Annotated in this window: 16 protein-coding genes; 8 read left to right on the forward strand and 8 right to left on the reverse strand. The window is 69.5% G+C overall.

Going from position 1 to position 15,323, the window contains the following annotated elements:
- Window positions 1–8: 8 nt before the first annotated feature.
- Both L3Q65_RS46680 and L3Q65_RS46685 read right to left on the reverse strand, forming a co-directional pair.
- Window positions 9–683, reverse strand: coding sequence for a peptidylprolyl isomerase (locus tag L3Q65_RS46680; RefSeq protein ID WP_237598548.1), 675 nt, complete (start codon window positions 681–683; stop codon window positions 9–11).
- A gap of 42 nt (window positions 684–725) precedes the next feature.
- Window positions 726–980: a DUF2631 domain-containing protein gene (locus tag L3Q65_RS46685; RefSeq protein ID WP_237598549.1), complete on the reverse strand. Its 255-nt coding sequence runs from the start codon at window positions 978–980 to the stop codon at window positions 726–728.
- Between the two features lie 93 nt (window positions 981–1,073).
- On the opposite strand from L3Q65_RS46685, the gene dxr reads away from it, so the two are divergent.
- From dxr to ispG, 3 genes are all read left to right on the forward strand, one after another.
- A complete protein-coding gene (gene dxr, locus L3Q65_RS46690) occupies window positions 1,074–2,270 on the forward strand; it encodes a 1-deoxy-D-xylulose-5-phosphate reductoisomerase (protein ID WP_182896936.1) in 1,197 nt (398 codons plus the stop codon).
- A gap of 172 nt (window positions 2,271–2,442) precedes the next feature.
- Window positions 2,443–3,645, forward strand: a complete 1,203-nt coding sequence (locus tag L3Q65_RS46695; RefSeq protein ID WP_182896937.1) for an RIP metalloprotease — start codon at window positions 2,443–2,445, stop codon at window positions 3,643–3,645.
- A 118-nt stretch (window positions 3,646–3,763) separates the two neighbouring features.
- The gene (gene ispG, locus L3Q65_RS46700; protein WP_237598550.1) at window positions 3,764–4,915 is read left to right on the forward strand and encodes a flavodoxin-dependent (E)-4-hydroxy-3-methylbut-2-enyl-diphosphate synthase; all 1,152 of its coding nucleotides are present in this window, start codon (window positions 3,764–3,766) and stop codon (window positions 4,913–4,915) included.
- A 51-nt stretch (window positions 4,916–4,966) separates the two neighbouring features.
- On the opposite strand, the gene L3Q65_RS46705 is transcribed toward ispG, so the two are convergent.
- The gene (locus L3Q65_RS46705) at window positions 4,967–5,437 is read right to left on the reverse strand and encodes a nitroreductase/quinone reductase family protein (protein WP_237598551.1); all 471 of its coding nucleotides are present in this window, start codon (window positions 5,435–5,437) and stop codon (window positions 4,967–4,969) included.
- Window positions 5,438–5,526: 89 nt separating this feature from the next.
- Here L3Q65_RS46705 and L3Q65_RS46710 point away from each other — a divergent pair, with 89 nt between their 5' ends.
- Complete coding sequence (locus L3Q65_RS46710) at window positions 5,527–6,132, forward strand: TetR/AcrR family transcriptional regulator (RefSeq protein ID WP_182896633.1); 606 nt, start codon at window positions 5,527–5,529, stop codon at window positions 6,130–6,132.
- On the opposite strand, the gene L3Q65_RS46715 is transcribed toward L3Q65_RS46710, so the two are convergent.
- Genes L3Q65_RS46715 through L3Q65_RS46725 form a run of 3 tightly spaced genes read right to left on the reverse strand, consistent with a single transcriptional unit; the run spans window position 6,129 to window position 7,691 of the window.
- The gene (locus tag L3Q65_RS46715) at window positions 6,129–6,407 is read right to left on the reverse strand and encodes a hypothetical protein (protein ID WP_182896634.1); all 279 of its coding nucleotides are present in this window, start codon (window positions 6,405–6,407) and stop codon (window positions 6,129–6,131) included. The genes L3Q65_RS46710 and L3Q65_RS46715 overlap by 4 nt on opposite strands.
- Entirely contained in the window at window positions 6,407–7,435 is a 1,029-nt protein-coding gene (locus L3Q65_RS46720; protein ID WP_237598552.1) for a DUF2891 domain-containing protein, read from the reverse strand. Before L3Q65_RS46720 ends, L3Q65_RS46715 begins: the two co-directional genes overlap by 1 nt.
- A gap of 1 nt (window position 7,436) precedes the next feature.
- On the reverse strand, window positions 7,437–7,691 hold the full coding sequence (locus L3Q65_RS46725) for a hypothetical protein (RefSeq protein WP_037820327.1): 255 nt from the start codon (window positions 7,689–7,691) through the stop codon (window positions 7,437–7,439).
- Window positions 7,692–7,766: 75 nt separating this feature from the next.
- On the opposite strand from L3Q65_RS46725, the gene L3Q65_RS46730 reads away from it, so the two are divergent.
- The gene (locus tag L3Q65_RS46730; RefSeq protein ID WP_237598553.1) at window positions 7,767–8,588 is read left to right on the forward strand and encodes an AraC family transcriptional regulator; all 822 of its coding nucleotides are present in this window, start codon (window positions 7,767–7,769) and stop codon (window positions 8,586–8,588) included.
- A 22-nt stretch (window positions 8,589–8,610) separates the two neighbouring features.
- On the opposite strand, the gene L3Q65_RS46735 is transcribed toward L3Q65_RS46730, so the two are convergent.
- Window positions 8,611–8,946, reverse strand: coding sequence for a cupin domain-containing protein (locus L3Q65_RS46735; protein ID WP_182896636.1), 336 nt, complete (start codon window positions 8,944–8,946; stop codon window positions 8,611–8,613).
- Window positions 8,947–9,017: 71 nt separating this feature from the next.
- On the opposite strand from L3Q65_RS46735, the gene L3Q65_RS46740 reads away from it, so the two are divergent.
- Complete coding sequence (locus L3Q65_RS46740; protein WP_237598554.1) at window positions 9,018–9,956, forward strand: GlxA family transcriptional regulator; 939 nt, start codon at window positions 9,018–9,020, stop codon at window positions 9,954–9,956.
- Window positions 9,957–10,000: 44 nt separating this feature from the next.
- Here L3Q65_RS46740 and L3Q65_RS46745 read toward each other — a convergent pair whose 3' ends face one another.
- Window positions 10,001–12,610 (reverse strand): fibronectin type III domain-containing protein, encoded by a 2,610-nt coding sequence (locus tag L3Q65_RS46745; protein WP_237598555.1) that lies wholly within the window; start codon window positions 12,608–12,610, stop codon window positions 10,001–10,003.
- Window positions 12,611–12,845: 235 nt separating this feature from the next.
- Here L3Q65_RS46745 and L3Q65_RS46750 point away from each other — a divergent pair, with 235 nt between their 5' ends.
- Window positions 12,846–14,171: a glycoside hydrolase family 27 protein gene (locus tag L3Q65_RS46750; RefSeq protein ID WP_237598556.1), complete on the forward strand. Its 1,326-nt coding sequence runs from the start codon at window positions 12,846–12,848 to the stop codon at window positions 14,169–14,171.
- Window positions 14,172–14,428: 257 nt separating this feature from the next.
- Complete coding sequence (locus L3Q65_RS46755; RefSeq protein WP_182896640.1) at window positions 14,429–15,283, forward strand: GNAT family N-acetyltransferase; 855 nt, start codon at window positions 14,429–14,431, stop codon at window positions 15,281–15,283.
- Window positions 15,284–15,323 lie beyond the last annotated feature (40 nt).

Here is a 15,323-nt window from a genome sequence, read left to right on the forward strand (position 1 = left end):
CGAGACGGTCACCCGCCGAAGCCGACGGAGCGGATCTTCACCGGATGCTTGGGCGCGCCGTCGAGCGGACCGTTCGGGTCGGTCGGGATGATGCCGTCGGCGACCATCCGGTCGAGGACCTCCATGCCGCGCACCACCTTGCCGAGCACCGAGTAGTTCGCCGGGATGTGCGCGAACGAGTGCACGATGAAGAACTCCGACCCGTTGGTCCCCGGACCCTGGTTCCCCATCGCGAGGGTGCCGCGCTCGTAGGTCTCCGCTCCGGTGACCTCGTCCGGGAATTTGTAGCCCGGGCCGCCCTTTTCGACCTCGTAGATGTCGCCGCACTGCAGGACGCCGAGGCGTGCGGAGTTCGTCAGCCGCCAGCACTGCGAGCGGTCGTAGAAGTGCTGCAGCACCAGGCTGGTCATGTTCGCGACGGCGCACGGGGCCGCCCCGGCGCGGTCGAGGCGCACGGTGACCGGGCCGTAGTTGTAGCGGAAGGTGACGTCGACCGTTCCGCGGGTGAACGCGAACGGCAGCGGGCGCAGCACGGGACGCGCCGCCGGGTTGTCCGGCGTCGGCGTGAAGGTGCAGCTCACCACTGGCGGCTTCACCGAGGGGGCAGCGCTGGCCGGGGCCGCGGTGCACAGGGAAAGACCGGCGATGACGGCGGCCGCGAGCGCGGCCCAGCGTGGCTTCATGGGCCCGGAAACTAGCGAATCCCGGGCCGTCGGCGCCAGCGCTTACTTGCGCCAGGCGGTGCGGCTCTTGCGCAGGTCGAGCAGCAGGAGCAGGACGATGAACGCGGCCAGGCCGACGAGCCACACGTTCTCGGTGTTGTTCTCGTGGTTGCCCTTGATCATCACCAGCAGGATGGCCGCGGACACCCAGCCCGCGATGCGGGTGGCCTTCGGGAACGAGCCGTGCCAGCCCCATTCCGCCGACGGCTCGTCGCGCGGGTCGACCTCGGGGCGCTTCTCGACCGCCTTGCCTGCCACGACCACTCCTTCAAACCGCCTGACGTTGTGCCTTCGCATGATCCCACACCGCTGGCCGCCGCGCGGACACGACCCGGGCCATAATGCTTGCTGATGACTACTTCGCGAAGCGTCCTCGTGCTGGGCTCCACCGGGTCCATCGGGACCCAGGCGCTCGACGTCGCCGCACGTAATCCGCATTTGTTCACGATCGCCGGCCTCGCCGCCGGCGGTTCCGACCCGGCGGCGCTCGCCGAGCAGGCGATCGCGCACGAAGTAGCGGCCATCGCCGTGACGAAGCCCACGGCGGTCGAAGACGTGCAGCTCGCGCTGTACGCCGAGGCCCAGCGCCGGGGGTATGCGAAAGGCGAATTCCGCCTCCCGCGCATTCTCGCCGGCGCCGACGCGGTGGCGGAGCTGATCGACTCGGTGCCAGTGGACGTCGTGCTCAACGGGCTGCCCGGTTCCCAAGGCCTCGACCCGACGCTGCGCGCGCTCGCCACCGGCGCGACGCTCGCGCTGGCCAACAAGGAATCCCTCATCGCGGGCGGTCCGCTGGTGCTCGCCGCGGCGAAGCCGGGACAGCTGGTGCCGGTCGACTCCGAGCATTCGGCGATGGCGCAGGCGCTGCGGTCCGGCGAGGACAACGAGGTCGCGCGCCTCGTGCTCACCGCGTCCGGCGGCCCGTTCCGCGGAAAGAAGCGCGCGGACCTCGGCGAGGTCACCGTCGAACAGGCGATGGCGCACCCGACGTGGTCGATGGGACCGCTGATCACCATCAACTCCGCCACCCTGGTGAACAAGGGCCTGGAGCTGATCGAGGCGTCGCTGCTGTTCGGCATCGAACCCGCGCGGATCGACGTGACCGTGCACCCGCAGTCGATCGTGCACTCGATGGCCACCTTCGCCGACGGCTCCACAATCGCCCAGGCCAGCCCGCCGGACATGCGGCTGCCGATCGCGCTGGCGCTGAACTGGCCGCATCGCGTGCCCGGCGCGGCCGCCGCGTGCGCTTGGGACACCGCAGCGAGCTGGACCTTCGAACCGGTCGACAACGAGGCGTTCCCGGCCGTCGAGCTGGCTCGCGCGGCGGGTACCGCGGGCGGCTGCCTCCCCGCGGTGTACAACGCGGCGAACGAGGAATCGGTGGCCGCGTTCCTGGCGGGCAAGGCCAAGTTCCTGTCGATTGTGGACACGGTGTCGCAGGTGGTGTCCGACGCGGACGAATGGCGGCGCGAACCCCGCGACGTCGCGGACGTGCTGGCTGCGGAGCAGTGGGCGCGCACCCGGGCCGCCGAGCTGCTGGGATGAGCGCGACCGGTGCGCGAAGCCGCGCCGGTCGATGCAACACTGGTTTCACGCTGGCGGCGGATACTTGAACCCGGAACTTTCTCGGGTGGTCTCACCGCCTGGAGCCGTGGAAGACGACGAACCTGCCGCCACCGCATCGCGGGCCGCGGCTGAGGGGTGAGGTGCAGGGCCCGTGCTTGCCTATGTGATCGGCGTGGTGCTCTTCGCGCTCGCGATCTGTGTCTCGGTCGCGTTGCACGAAGCGGGCCACATGGTCACCGCCCGGATGTTCGGGATGCGGGTCCGCCGGTACTTCGTCGGCTTCGGGCCGACGGTGTTCTCCTTCCGGCGCGGCGAGACCGAATACGGCCTCAAGGCGATCCCGCTCGGCGGCTTCTGCGACATCGCGGGCATGACCGCGCTCGACGAGGTCACCCCTGAAGAGGCCCCGCGCGCGATGTGGCGGTTCAAGGCCTGGAAGCGGACCGTCGTGATGTCGGCCGGGTCCATCACGCACTTCCTGCTCGGCTTCATCGTGCTGTTCGTCATGGCCGCGACCATGGGCCTGCCGAACGTGGACCAGAAGCCGATCGTCTCGACCATCTCCGACTGCGTGCGCGGCGGCACCACGGTCGAGCAGGTCAACAACCCGGTCTGCCAGCCCGGCGACCCGGCCCCGGCGAAGAAGGCGGGCCTGCTGCCCGGCGACGTCGTGGTCTCGGTGGCCGGCAAGCCGACGCCGACCTGGGACGCGATGGTGACCCAGGTCAAGGCGGTCTCCGGACCGGTCCCGGTGGTCGTGGACCGCGGCGGGAAGCAAGAGACGTTCGTCGTGGACGTGCCGAAGGTGACCCGCCCGGCCGCGAACGGCGGCACCGAATCGGTCGGCGCGGTCGGCGTCGGGGTCGCGCGGAGCATCCAGTACAGCGTGGGCGGTGCGCTCGGCGGCGCGGCGTCGTTCACCGGCGACATGTTCGCCCGCACGTGGGACGGGCTGATGGCCTTCCCGAAGCGCATCCCGGCGGTCTTCAACTCGATCTTCGGCGGCGAGCGCGACCCGGACACCCCGGTCAGCGTCGTCGGCGCGAGCAGGCTCGGCGGCGAGGCGGTCGAGGCCGGGCTGTGGCAGGTCTTCCTGCTGCTGCTGGCCAGCCTGAACTTCTTCATCGGCGTGTTCAACCTGCTGCCGCTGCTGCCGATGGACGGCGGGCACATCGCGATCGTCTGGTACGAGCGGGTGCGCGACTGGCTGCGCGGCCTGCGCGGCAAACCCGCGGGCGGCCCGGTCGACTACACGAAGCTGTCCGCGATCACGATGGTCCTGGTGGTGATCGGCGGCGGCGTCACGCTGCTCACGGTGACAGCCGACATCGTCAACCCGATCCGCCTGCAGTAACCGCGCGCACCGGCCGGGTCACGCCCGCGTCCCCGGCCGCCCGACCGGGGGTAACGCTGCTCACCGCGTCGGCTGACTTCGTTGAAACGCGCCCGGGTGGGGTGGGTACGCTGGAAGCGTGACCGTCGCGTTAGGTATGCCCGCTCTGCCCCCGCCCGTTCTCGCCGAGCGTCGCAAGACCCGCCAGCTGATGGTGGGGTCGGTGGGAGTCGGCAGCGACCACCCGATCTCGGTGCAGTCGATGACCACGACGCTGACCTCCGACGTCAACGCCACCCTGCAGCAGATCGCCGAATTGACCGCGGCGGGCTGCGACATCGTGCGCGTCGCGTGCCCGTCGGCCGACGACGCCGAGGCGCTGCCCGCGATCGCGAAGAAATCGCAGATCCCGGTGATCGCCGACATCCACTTCCAGCCCAAATACGTGTTCGCCGCGATCGAGGCCGGCTGCGCCGCGGTGCGGGTGAACCCGGGCAACATCCGCAAGTTCGACGACCAGGTCAAGGAAATCGCCCAGGCGGCGAAGGACCACGGCACCCCGATCCGGATCGGCGTCAACGCCGGGTCGCTGGACAAGCGGCTGCTGGAGAAATACGGCAAGGCCACCCCGGAAGCGCTCGCCGAATCGGCGATGTGGGAGGCGTCGCTGTTCGCCGAGCACGACTTCCACGACATCAAGATCTCGGTCAAGCACAACGACCCGGTCGTGATGGTCCGGGCCTACGAGATCCTCGCGCAGCAGTGCGACTACCCGCTGCACCTCGGCGTCACCGAGGCCGGGCCCGCGTTCCAGGGCACCATCAAATCCGCCGTCGCGTTCGGCGCGCTGCTGCGCCAGGGCATCGGCGACACCATCCGCGTGTCCCTGTCCGCGCCGCCGGTGGAAGAAGTCAAGGTCGGCACCCAGATCCTGCAGTCGCTCAACCTGCGGCCCCGCAAACTCGAGATCGTGTCCTGCCCCTCCTGCGGACGCGCGCAGGTGGACGTCTACACCCTCGCCGACCAGGTCACCGCCGGCCTGGAAGGCATGGAAATCCCGCTCCGCGTCGCGGTCATGGGCTGCGTCGTCAACGGCCCCGGCGAAGCCCGCGAAGCCGACCTCGGCGTCGCGTCCGGCAACGGCAAGGGCCAGATCTTCGTCAAGGGCGAAGTCATCAAAACCGTGCCCGAGCACGCGATCGTGGAGACCCTGATCGAAGAGGCCATGCGCATCGCCGAGGAATCCGGCGAGTCGATCGGCGAGGGCGCGCCGAGCGTCACCGTCGGCTGAGTTTTCTCCGCGAAAGGGCTCCCCGGTCTCGGCCGGGGAGCCTTTTCCTGTTCAGCGGCGTTCCAGCAGGACGACCGGGACCTGCCGCCCGGAAGCGGCCTCGAATTCGGCGAATGCCGGGACCTGCGCGATCTGGTCTGCCCAGATCCTGGCGCGTTCCTCCCCGGCGGCCAGTCGCGCTTCAACCGGGATTTCTCCCGCGCCAGCCTCGACGACGGTCCGTGGATTCGCCATGAGATTGCGGTACCACGCCGGGTCGCGCGGGCTGCCGCCGTGCGTCCCGAACACAGCCCAGTTCTCGCCGACCGGCTGGTAGAACAGCGGGCTGATCCGGGCTTTCCCGGTTTTCGCCCCGACGTGGTGCACGAGGATCAGCGGCATCCCCTTATCCGGAAACCCCGGCATACGCGGCGGTATCGGACGGCCCGCCGCGGCTTCCTCCGGACTGCTCCAGGCGACGTATCCCGCGTTCTCCCGGAATTCGGCGAGGATCCGGACATTCCAGTCGGCAAGAGTGGGCACGGGATCTCCTTCACTAGGCGGAGCACTTGCTCCGCAAAGTAGCACACTAGGCGGAGCATGTGCTCCGGTTAAGCGAGTATGCTCGGCGCATGGCCGTGGCTGAACCGCACACCCCCGTCCGCCGTCGCGCCCCGCGCGCGGACGCGATCCGCAACCGGGAGGCGATCGTCGAAGCCGCCGCCGAGGTGATGGCGGAGCAGGGAGCCGCGGTCGACGTACGCGAGATCGCCCGGCGCAGCGGGGTCGGCATGGGGACGCTGTACCGGCATTTCCCGAAGAAGGAAGACCTCGTCCGGACGGTCCTGGACCAGGACTTCTCCCGGTGGGCCGAGTCCGCGCGCCAGGCGGCGGTCGAGGCGGAGGACCCGTGGGCGGCGCTGACGGATTTCTACCGGCAGGCGTTGTCCGGCTGTGCCCGGCACCGCGCGCTCATGGAGAGCTTCGCGCTGACCTGGACGGACCCCGATCCGACGGGAATCCCGCAGCTCCGTGCGGTTCTCGAGGAACTGCGGGTCCGTGCGGCGGAGTCATTGCGGCCTGGGGTCACGACGGACGATCTGGTGCTGCTGCTGATTTCGCTGGGGTACGCGGCGCAGTGCACCGATGAGCGCCGTCCGCACATGTGGAACCGGTTGCTGCTGATCTCGCTGGACGGGTTGCGGGCGGAGCATCGGGAGCCGTTGCCGGAAAGCTAATCGCCACCGCCTGGAGTGACGGAGAGCCCGTGGCGCGGGTCCGGCACGGCTTCGAGCGCTGCCTTCACTGGGGGCTGGCCGCAGAACTCGTCGCGAATGGCCTCAGTCCTGAACGCGATCTCGAAGACGACGCCGCGTTCGTGCGGCCGCCAGGACCATCGCACGGCGCGGTCGGTGATCGCGGCTGTGAGCAACGCGTCGGAGTAGGTGCGCCGCCAATCGCTCGCCGGGGTTTCTCCGTCGAGCACTTCGATGAGCAGCCAGGGGTCCGACACTATTCGGCGTCGCTCAGCAGAAGAAGCGCGTAGTAGGCCAGGAAATGCTCCACCGCATACGGCCCCTCGGTCACCTGCGTCAACGAGGCATCCGCATGCTCCCGCGAAGCCGCCTCGATAACCGCGCCCCGGTCGTCCCCCTCCGGCAATGCCGCCGCGATCCGCTGCCAGCACCACGCGCGATGGAGGTTGAGCCCGTGCAAATGGGCGATCAACCCGTCGGAAGCGTCGGTCACCACCGCCGGGGTGAACAGCGCCGCCGGGTTCCGATCGGCGATTCCGGGCAGGAAAGCCTCCAGCCAAGCCCCGAAATCGGCGGCGGGCATCAGACGGCTCATCAGCTCGGCTTCGGCGAGGGCGGGGGTGAGGAAGTCAGCTCCGGACGGCTCCCAGGCACCGGGGTAATCGCGGTCTGAGCCGAACCAGCGCCACGCCGTCTCGGTGATCACCTCTCGCAGCTGCGGCTCGCCGCGGGACACCAGGTAGTCGGCGTAGGGCAGCGTGCGAGAAAGCCCGAAGGCCCCGTTCTCGTGGAGGCCGTATCGGATCGGGTAGCCGACCTTCGGCAGCCAGTCGAGGAAGCGGGTCACGAAAAGCCTGCTCAACGGTTGCAGCGCAGCGGACCAGCGCGCGGCGTCCGGGTCGTCCCAGGTGGCGGTCTCGAAGGTCAACGCCAGCAGGATCGACCAGCCGTACGGCCGCTGGGTCGTGCGGTGATGCTCCGGCGCGAAGTACGCGGCTTCGGCGGCCAGCGCAGGCTCAGTCAGATGCGCGTTCAGCACAGCGCGGATCTCGCCGGCCGGGACGAGCGACGGGTACCGGCGCAGCAAATGGGCCAGCACCCAGAACATTTCCACGCACGAATGCCAGTCGAAGCTGCCGTAGAAGCACGGATGCAGCTCGCGGATCGCCGGGACGGGAGTTTCGTCGACGCGCCAGTGGCTCTCGTAGTGCGGATACTCGCGCACGACGTTGGTCAGCGCGACCTCCGCGAACTCGCCGGCGTGCGCGGCCAGCAGCCCGGCCACGTCAGCCGCGCAGGTGATGCTGGGCGGCTTCGCGGATCTGGATCCGGACGTTCTCCAGCGAGGCCGCGACCTCGTCGATCTGCCGGATCGCGATCTGCACCGAACCCTGGATCGCGGTCGCGGAGCCGGTTTCGCCGAGCAGGCCGAGCACCTGGGCCTGCAGATCTTCCAATTCGCCCTTGGTGGCCAGGGCGATTCCGGTCGGCACCTGGTCGGCGAGCAGTTCGAGCTGCTGCGCCTGTTCCTGGATCGTCATCGGGCTTCTCCTCATCGTGGGGACCGCCCTCCCGTGGTAGCAGAATTCGCCCGGGTCCGGGGCTAGCCTGGTCGCGTGAGTCACAGCTGGGCCGCCCGTCCGCCGCATCCGGTGCTGCGGGGCCTGGTCACGCGCTACGTCGGATACGCGCAGGAGAACGTCACCCTCGAAGTGCACCGCGGCTTGCCCTCTCGGCACATCACGCTCGTGATCAGCCTCGAAGACCCGATCCGGTACGCCGGGCCGGCCGGGTCGGGAGCACTGCAGAGCGCGGTCGGCGGCCTGCACACCGAACCCGCGCTGATCACCCAGGACCGGGTGCAGCGCGGCGTGCAACTGGAGCTGGATCCGCTGGGGGCGCGAACGCTGCTCGGCGTCACCGCCGCGGAACTGACCGGCCGGGTAACCGACCTCGCCGACTTCGGCGGCGACCTGGCCCGTTTGCCGGAGCGGCTGGCCGCCGCGAAGGATTGGCGCACCCGGTTCGCGATCCTCGACGAGGTGCTGGCCGCGCGTGCGGTCGAGCGCGCCGAACCACCACCGGAGCTGGACCGCGCGTGGCACGCGTTGCGCCGCAGCGGCGGTTTGCTGCGGGTCGGCGAACTGGCTGACGAGGTCGGCTGGAGCCGCCGGCATCTGGGGGAGCGGTTCCGCGCCGAGCTGGGATTGGGCCCGAAGCAGGCGGCCCGCGTGCTGCGGTTCGAGCGGGCGGTTCGGTTGTTGCGTACCGGGCATCGCGATCTGGCCGGGATCGCTTATGCCGCAGGGTATTACGACCAGGCGCACTTCTCGAACGAGTGGCGCGCCTTGGCGGGGTGTTCGCCGCGGACTTGGATGGCTGAGGAACTCCCGTTTCTCCAAGACGAGACGGGGCTCGTGCGCGGCAATGCCGGTTAGAACCGGCATTGCCGCGCACGGACTACCCCTCGGGATAAAAGACGAACAACGTGCAGCCGCTCTCCGTCGCCGGAACATGCCACGATCCCGCCGGCGCATGAATGAACGTGCCTGCCGGGTAGTCGCGGGCACCGTCGTTGAAAGTCCCGGACACGACGAAGACCTCTTCGGGACCGGGCTCGTGCACGTCGCGTTCGGGCCACGTGCTGCCGGGATCGAATTCCACCACGTTGGCGTGCGCGCCGTTTTCGCCCTTCCACAGCGGGCGGAGGCGGATGCCGGGGAACAGGTCCTTCACCGGGGCTTCGTCGACCGGGACCGAGGTGTAGCCCGGCTGGGCAAGGATTTCCGAGTGCATGGACCCCAGCTTGGCTGCCCCGGCGCAGGCAGGACAGTGTCAGGAAAGACGTCATCGGGTACTTTCTTGCCATGCATCGCGTGGTGGCTCTCGTCCAGCCGGTGCAGTCGACGTTCGAACTCGGCTGCGGCGTGGAGGTGTTCGGCACGTCCAGAGGCGGCGTGCCGCAGCACTACGAATTCGAGGTGTGCACGGAAAATCCCGGCCCGGTGCCGACCACGGCCGGATACGAGATCCACGTCTCCAGCGGGCTGCCGGCGCTCTCGAAGGCGGACACGGTGCTGATCCCGGGGTGGACGCCGGTCGAGACGCCGCTCTCGCCGAAGGTGCGCCGGGCGTTGCTGCGCGCGCACGAACGAGGGGCGCGGCTGGTCACGATCTGCTCGGGTTCCTTCGCGCTGGCCCAGACGGGGCTGCTGAACGGAAGGACGGCGACGACGCACTGGGCTCGGCTCGAGCAGTTGCAGCGGGATTTCCCGGAAGTGCGGGTGGAACCGGACGTGCTTTACGTGGACCACGGCGACGTCGCCACCAGCGCGGGTGCGGGAGCGGGCATCGACCTGTGCCTGCACCTGGTCCGGCGCGATCACGGGGCGGCGCACGCGGCGCTCATCTCGCGGCACATGGTGATGCCGACGCATCGCGAGGGCGGCCAGGTGCAGTACGTGCCGCGGCAGGTCTCGGCGGATGCCTCGTTGGACGGGCTGCTCGACTGGGCGGGGGAGCGGCTGGGCACGCCGCTGTCGGTCGAGGATTTGGCTGCCCGCTTGAGGATTTCGCCGCGGACGCTGGCTCGCCGGTTCGCTGATCAGCTCGGGACGAGCCCGGGTGCGTGGCTGCTGTCGAGGCGGGTGGCGGAGGCGCGGAGGCTGCTGGAGGAGACGGATCTGCCGGTGGACGCGATCGCGGTGCGGGTCGGGCTGGTGTCGGCGGTGAACTTGCGACGTCGGTTCCGGGCGCAGGTGGGGACGACGCCGGGGGCGTATCGAAGGGCCTTCCGAATAGGGTGATCGGCGCGCACCGGCAGGGAGGTCCGGTACGCGCCGATCACCGGTTATGCGGTGGTGGTTTGCACCGTCACCGCGGGGCCGACGCCGTTTCCGGTGACGGCGGCGATGGTGAACGTGTACGCGGTCCCGGGCTTCAGCCCGTCCACGACGCGGGTCAGGCCTTTCTGCGTGGGCTGGCTGACGATCGTGTCGCGGCCGACGACCTCGATGGTGCGGCCGTCGGACACGGTGATCCGGTAGCCGATCACCGGGGTCGACCCGGTTTCCTTCGGCGGCGTCCAGCGGATGCTCGCCGCGTCGGTGCTCGGCAGCGCCTTCGCCCCGGTCGGGACGGCAGCGAGTTGGGTACCCGGCTGCGCGACGGTGACCGGTGCCGACGGCAGCGACGGCAGGCCAACCCCGTACCGGTTGCGCGCGGCGACGGTGACCGTGTACGTCTGGCCATCAGTCAGTTTCGGGATCACCGTGTATCCAGTGCGTGCGAAGTCCTTGGCAGACACCGAACTCGTGACACTGTGTTTGCCGTCCGAAGCGGTCAGCAGGTAATCCTGCACTGGCGCACCGTTTTCCGCGACAGTCGGGTTCCAGGTCGCGTACAGCTGGCCGGACACCGAGAAGGTGCCGATCCGCGTCGGAGCCTGCGGGGCGGACGCGCCGTCGATCCGGCGGTTGAGCACCGAACGGTGGCCCGGTTCGATTCCCGCGTTGTCCACAATGGACTTAGGTGCGGCGGCCGGATTGTTCAGCAGGTGGTTGCCCGACGTGATGACGCCCTTCTTGTTGCCGTCCGGATCGCCCTGTTCCCAGTAGTTCCCGGAGATGACGGTCGGGTCGTTGTTGCCGAGCGAGTCGCGGTAGTCGACGTGCGTGGAGGCGACGTTGGCGTACGCAGCGTGGTAGAGCACGTTGCCGGAAACGGTTTCGTAGGTGCAGCCGTTGTCGGTGTAAACCGACTTGCCGAGGCCCCACTGGTCGTAGATGACGTTCCCGGTCACCTTCTCGCCCTCGGCCTGCGACGGGCCGGTGATGCCTTGGGTGTAGACGCCGCCGCCGTCGTCCAGCGAAAGCATGTAGTCGTGGATCAGGTTGTTGGACACCACGTTGTTGCGCGAGACGTTCGGCGTCGCGGCCTGCTTGATCTTGTCCGGCCAGCCGCCCCAGCCCATCGAGATGCCGGAGTACGCGACATGGTCGATCTGGTTGTGCGACACGACATTGTCCTGCGAGTACCCGTTGACGATCGGCACTCCGCCGGTGAATTCACGCGGCATGCCGTACAGGTGGTTGTTGGTCACCTTGACCCGCGCGGTCAGGTCCGCGCCAGCGGCGGTGGGTTTGCTGACCCCGCCGATTTCGACGCCGTTGCCGGAGATGTCGGTGAACACGCTGTCGGACACGCTGCTGTCCTGCGCGCCTTCGCCGAGATCGAGCCCGGCGGCGCCGAGGTGTGCGAACACGGTGTCCTGGAACTCGATCCGGTGCCCGTGCGACATCGAGACGTTGCCGGGTTCCTTCGTCCAGTCCGCGTACGGGCAGGTGCCGCCGGGCGTGAACTGGCACAGGCCTTGCGTGGCCCAGCCGCGTTCGCCGGTGATCCGGTAGCCGGCCTGGATTTCGGAAAAGCCTTCCGGCGACGACGGTTCGAGCCAGGTCGCGTAGGAGAACTGGATGCCGCGGAACGAGATGTCGTGGATCGGCGCTTCGGCGGTGCCGCGGCCGTCCACGAGCTTCTCCAGCGCGGGCATCTCGACGTCGGCCCAGTGCAGGTTTTCGCCCTTGCGCGGCAGGTAATAGACGGTGTGCGCGGAGCGGTCGAGGTACCACTCGCCGGGAGTGTCCAGCAGCTCGAACGCATTCTCCGCATAGGACGGCTGCCGCCCGTTGGTGAGATCGCCGGGGCCGACCATGTTGACCGAACGGCCGGGGATGTCGGCGAACATCACGCGCCGGGTCGAGTTGTCCCAGCACGGCTGGGCCATGGTGATCGTCGTGCCCTGCGCCGAGGCGATCGGGCAGCGCGGCTCGGTCCACTGGCCGAGGCCGTTGCGCTCGACGTTCCACAGCTCCTCGCCGCTGGTGTACACCAGTTCGAGGTCGCTCGGATTCCGCCAGTGCGCCATCGTGTCCGCGGACGCGGTATACCCGGTGTCGGTCGCCTTCACCGTCACCGGAAGCCGTCCGGACGCTCGCTGCGCGCGGACGCCGTCGACGTACAGCTGGCGAGTGTTGTCCAGTCCGGCGGGCGCGGGAGCGGAGTAGAGACCGGGGCGTCCGGCGACCGGACGCCAGCCGGTGACCTGCTTGCCGCCGCTGACCACGGTGCCCGGCGAGCCCTGCCAGACGACCCGGTGGCCGTTCGTGCCGGAATCCGCCGCGTCGAGTTCCAGCGGTTTGTCGAGCCGGTAGGTGCCGGCGGCGACGTGCACGGTCAAGTCGGAATTCAGGTGCCCGGCGCGCTGCCGGACCAGCTGCTGGGCGCGCGGGAGCGTGCGCACTGGCGACCAGACGGCCCCGGACCCGGAATCGTTGCCCCACGGCGAGACGTAGACGTCCTGGCTGCCCGGCCACGCCGCGGCCGCACCGGCGGGCAGCAGCGCGGTCGCGGTCAACGCCGCTACGGCGAGCCCGAGGGTGCGCGCTGGTCTGAACTTCATCCGGGACCTCCGTGTTCGCCAGTGAACGACGCTGGGGCGCGCCGCAAGAAAGATAGGATCTATTCGCCACCGTGTCGAGAGGTCTTCGCGGGATATTCCCAGCATTCACAGTGGTGAACGAGGTTGATCCGGTCGGCGGGTGTTGTCCCGGTTAGCGGTCAGTGATCCGATGAATCATTGCTGTCCTCGGTTCGGCGCGCGTACAACGAAGCGATCCCCGGGAGAGGTGGTCGCGATGAAGCGAAGTCGGATCGGTGTGCTGGCCGCGGCGGTAGCGGTGCTCTTCGGATCGCTGGCCGGAACAGCGGCGGCGGACAGTCAGCCGATCGAGTCCTGGACAGCGGTGGCGAGAACGCCGCCGATGGGCTGGAGCAGCTGGAGCGCGCTGCGCCGGAAGTTCACCGAGGAAACGATCAAGGCGCAGGCCGACGTCATGCACGATCGGCTCGCCGCGTACGGCTACCGCTATATCAACATCGACGCCGGCTGGAACGACCACGTCGACGAGTTCGGCCGGGTCGCGCCGGACCCGAACAAGTTCCCGAACGGCATCGCCTCGCTGGCCCGGTACCTGCACCAGCGCGGTCTGAAATTCGGCATCTACCTGGTGCCCGGCGTCCCGGCGCAAGCGGTCGCGGCCGATTCGCCGATCGAGGGCACGCCGTACCGGGTGCACGACATCGTCATGGCGGGCGCGGGAAACACCGCGGACGACAAATCCGCGAAACTCGACTTCAGCAAGCCCGGCGCGGCCGAGTACGTCCGTTCGCAGGCTCGGCAGCTGGCGTCGTGGGGCGTCGACTACATCAAAATGGACTTCGTCGGACCCGGCGGAGGCAAGATCCCCGCGGACAACCGCGAGGACATCCGGCAATGGCACGCGGCGATCCAGGCCGCCAGCCGTCCGATCCACTTGGAACTGTCGAACTCGCTCAGCATCGCCGAGGCCGCGACCTGGCAGCGCTACAGCAACGGCTGGCGGATCGAAGGCGACATCGAGTGCTACTCGCACTGCGTCGGCCTCACCAACTGGGACGTGCGGGTCAAACTGCGCTTCGCCGACGCTCCCAAGTGGACTGGCTTCGCGGGTCCCGGCCACTGGAACGACCTGGACTCGATCGAGATCGGCAACGGCGACGCGAACGGCATCACCCCGGACGAGCGGCAGAGCGTCATGACGCTGTGGGCGATCGAAGCCTCGCCGCTGCTGCTCGGCACCGACCTGACCAAACTCGACCCGGACGACCTCAAGCTGCTCACCAACCGCGAGGTGCTCGCCGTTGACCAGGCAGGACGGCCGGCGCGTCCGGTTTCGCAGGCGACCCAGCAACAGGTGTGGTTCAGCCCGGACGGCCACGGCGGGATGACGGTCGCGCTGTTCAACCTGGGCTCGACGGAGGCCCCGGTGACCGCGTCCTGGTCGGACCTGGGACTGCGCGGCCCGGCGGCGGTGCGGGATCTGTGGACGCACCGGAACCTGGGAGTGAGCCGCGACAGTTTCACCGCGACGCTGGCGCCGCACGCTTCCCGGCTGCTGCACCTGGTTCCGCGCCATCACTGAGCCGTCCGTGCCCCAATGCCACATTGGGTGCGTCAGACGCACCCAATGTGGCGTTCGGTGCGTGGGACGCACCCAATGCCACATTGGGGCGCGTCCCGCACCGCCCGGCGGGCAGGCTCGGAGGTGCGGCGCGGGTTCGAGCACTGTCGGCGCCAGAGCCCGCCGGGGCGCCGCCGTTCGGGTGCGAGGGCCGTTCATCTCAGCGTGTCGGCCGGCTCGCGTTCCGTTCACCCGGTTCATCTGGCACTCTGGACCCCGTGTTGCGGCTTGCAGGTGCACGGCTGCTCGATGATCGGGACTATCCGGCGGTGCGCGCTGCACTCGCCGCCGACCCGGTGGGCAGCTGCATGGTCAGCGCCCGGGTCGAGGCGGCCGGTCTCGACCCGTGGCGTCTTGGTGGCGAGCTGTGGGCGGCCGACTCCCGTCCGGTGCGCGCCGGACGGCTCACCGGTTTGTGCTTCGCCGGACCCAACCTGATCCCCTTGCGCGGCAACGCTTCGGCGCTGCGGTCCTTCGCCGACCGCGCTCTGCGCCGCCAGCGCACCTGCTCCTCGCTCGTCGGACCCGCGCCGCAGGTGCTCGGGCTCTGGGACGAGCTGTCGTCGGAATGGGGGCCGGCCCGCGAGGTGCGGGGCGACCAGCCGCTGATGGCGCTCGAAGGCGATCCGCTGGTGCCCGCCGATCCGCAGGTCCGCACCGTCCGCCCGCACGAATTGGACCGCTACCTGCCCGCGGCGGTGGCGATGTTCATCGAGGAGGTCGGCGTCGATCCGCGCGCGGGCGACGGCGGAGCCAGCTACCGCGCCCGGGTCAGCGAGCTGATCTCCACCGGCCGCGCGTTCGCCCGGTTCGAGGACGGCGAGGTCGTGTTCAAGGCCGAGATCGGCGCGATGTCCGCGCGGGTCGGCCAGATCCAGGGCGTGTGGGTGCATCCGGACCGGCGCGGCGGCGGGCTCGGCACCGCGGGCACCGCGGCGGTGGTGAACCGCCTGGTCCACGGCCTCGGCCGGACCGCGAGCCTGTACGTGAACGGGTTCAACGCGCCCGCGCTCGCGGCGTACCGCCGGATCGGGTTCCAGCAGGTCGGGCAGTACGCGACGGTGCTGTTCTGAGCTGGCTGCGCCGCGGCCGGACGAGGTCGTAGGCTGGGGA

It is taken from the genome of Amycolatopsis sp. FU40 (assembly GCF_021903635.1).
Taxonomy (GTDB): Bacteria; Actinomycetota; Actinomycetes; order Mycobacteriales; family Pseudonocardiaceae; genus Amycolatopsis; species Amycolatopsis dendrobii.

Coding starts and splice junctions, on each gene's coding strand:
- L3Q65_RS46745 (WP_237598555.1), bottom strand. CDS start 12,610: ATGAAGTTCAGACCAGCGCGCACCCTCGGGCTCGCCGTAGCGGCGTTG.
- L3Q65_RS46740 (WP_237598554.1), top strand. CDS start 9,018: ATGCATCGCGTGGTGGCTCTCGTCCAGCCGGTGCAGTCGACGTTCGAA.
- L3Q65_RS46710 (WP_182896633.1), top strand. CDS start 5,527: ATGGCCGTGGCTGAACCGCACACCCCCGTCCGCCGTCGCGCCCCGCGC.
- L3Q65_RS46735 (WP_182896636.1), bottom strand. CDS start 8,946: ATGCACTCGGAAATCCTTGCCCAGCCGGGCTACACCTCGGTCCCGGTC.
- dxr (WP_182896936.1), top strand. CDS start 1,074: ATGACTACTTCGCGAAGCGTCCTCGTGCTGGGCTCCACCGGGTCCATC.
- L3Q65_RS46680 (WP_237598548.1), bottom strand. CDS start 683: ATGAAGCCACGCTGGGCCGCGCTCGCGGCCGCCGTCATCGCCGGTCTT.
- L3Q65_RS46725 (WP_037820327.1), bottom strand. CDS start 7,691: ATGACGATCCAGGAACAGGCGCAGCAGCTCGAACTGCTCGCCGACCAG.
- L3Q65_RS46750 (WP_237598556.1), top strand. CDS start 12,846: ATGAAGCGAAGTCGGATCGGTGTGCTGGCCGCGGCGGTAGCGGTGCTC.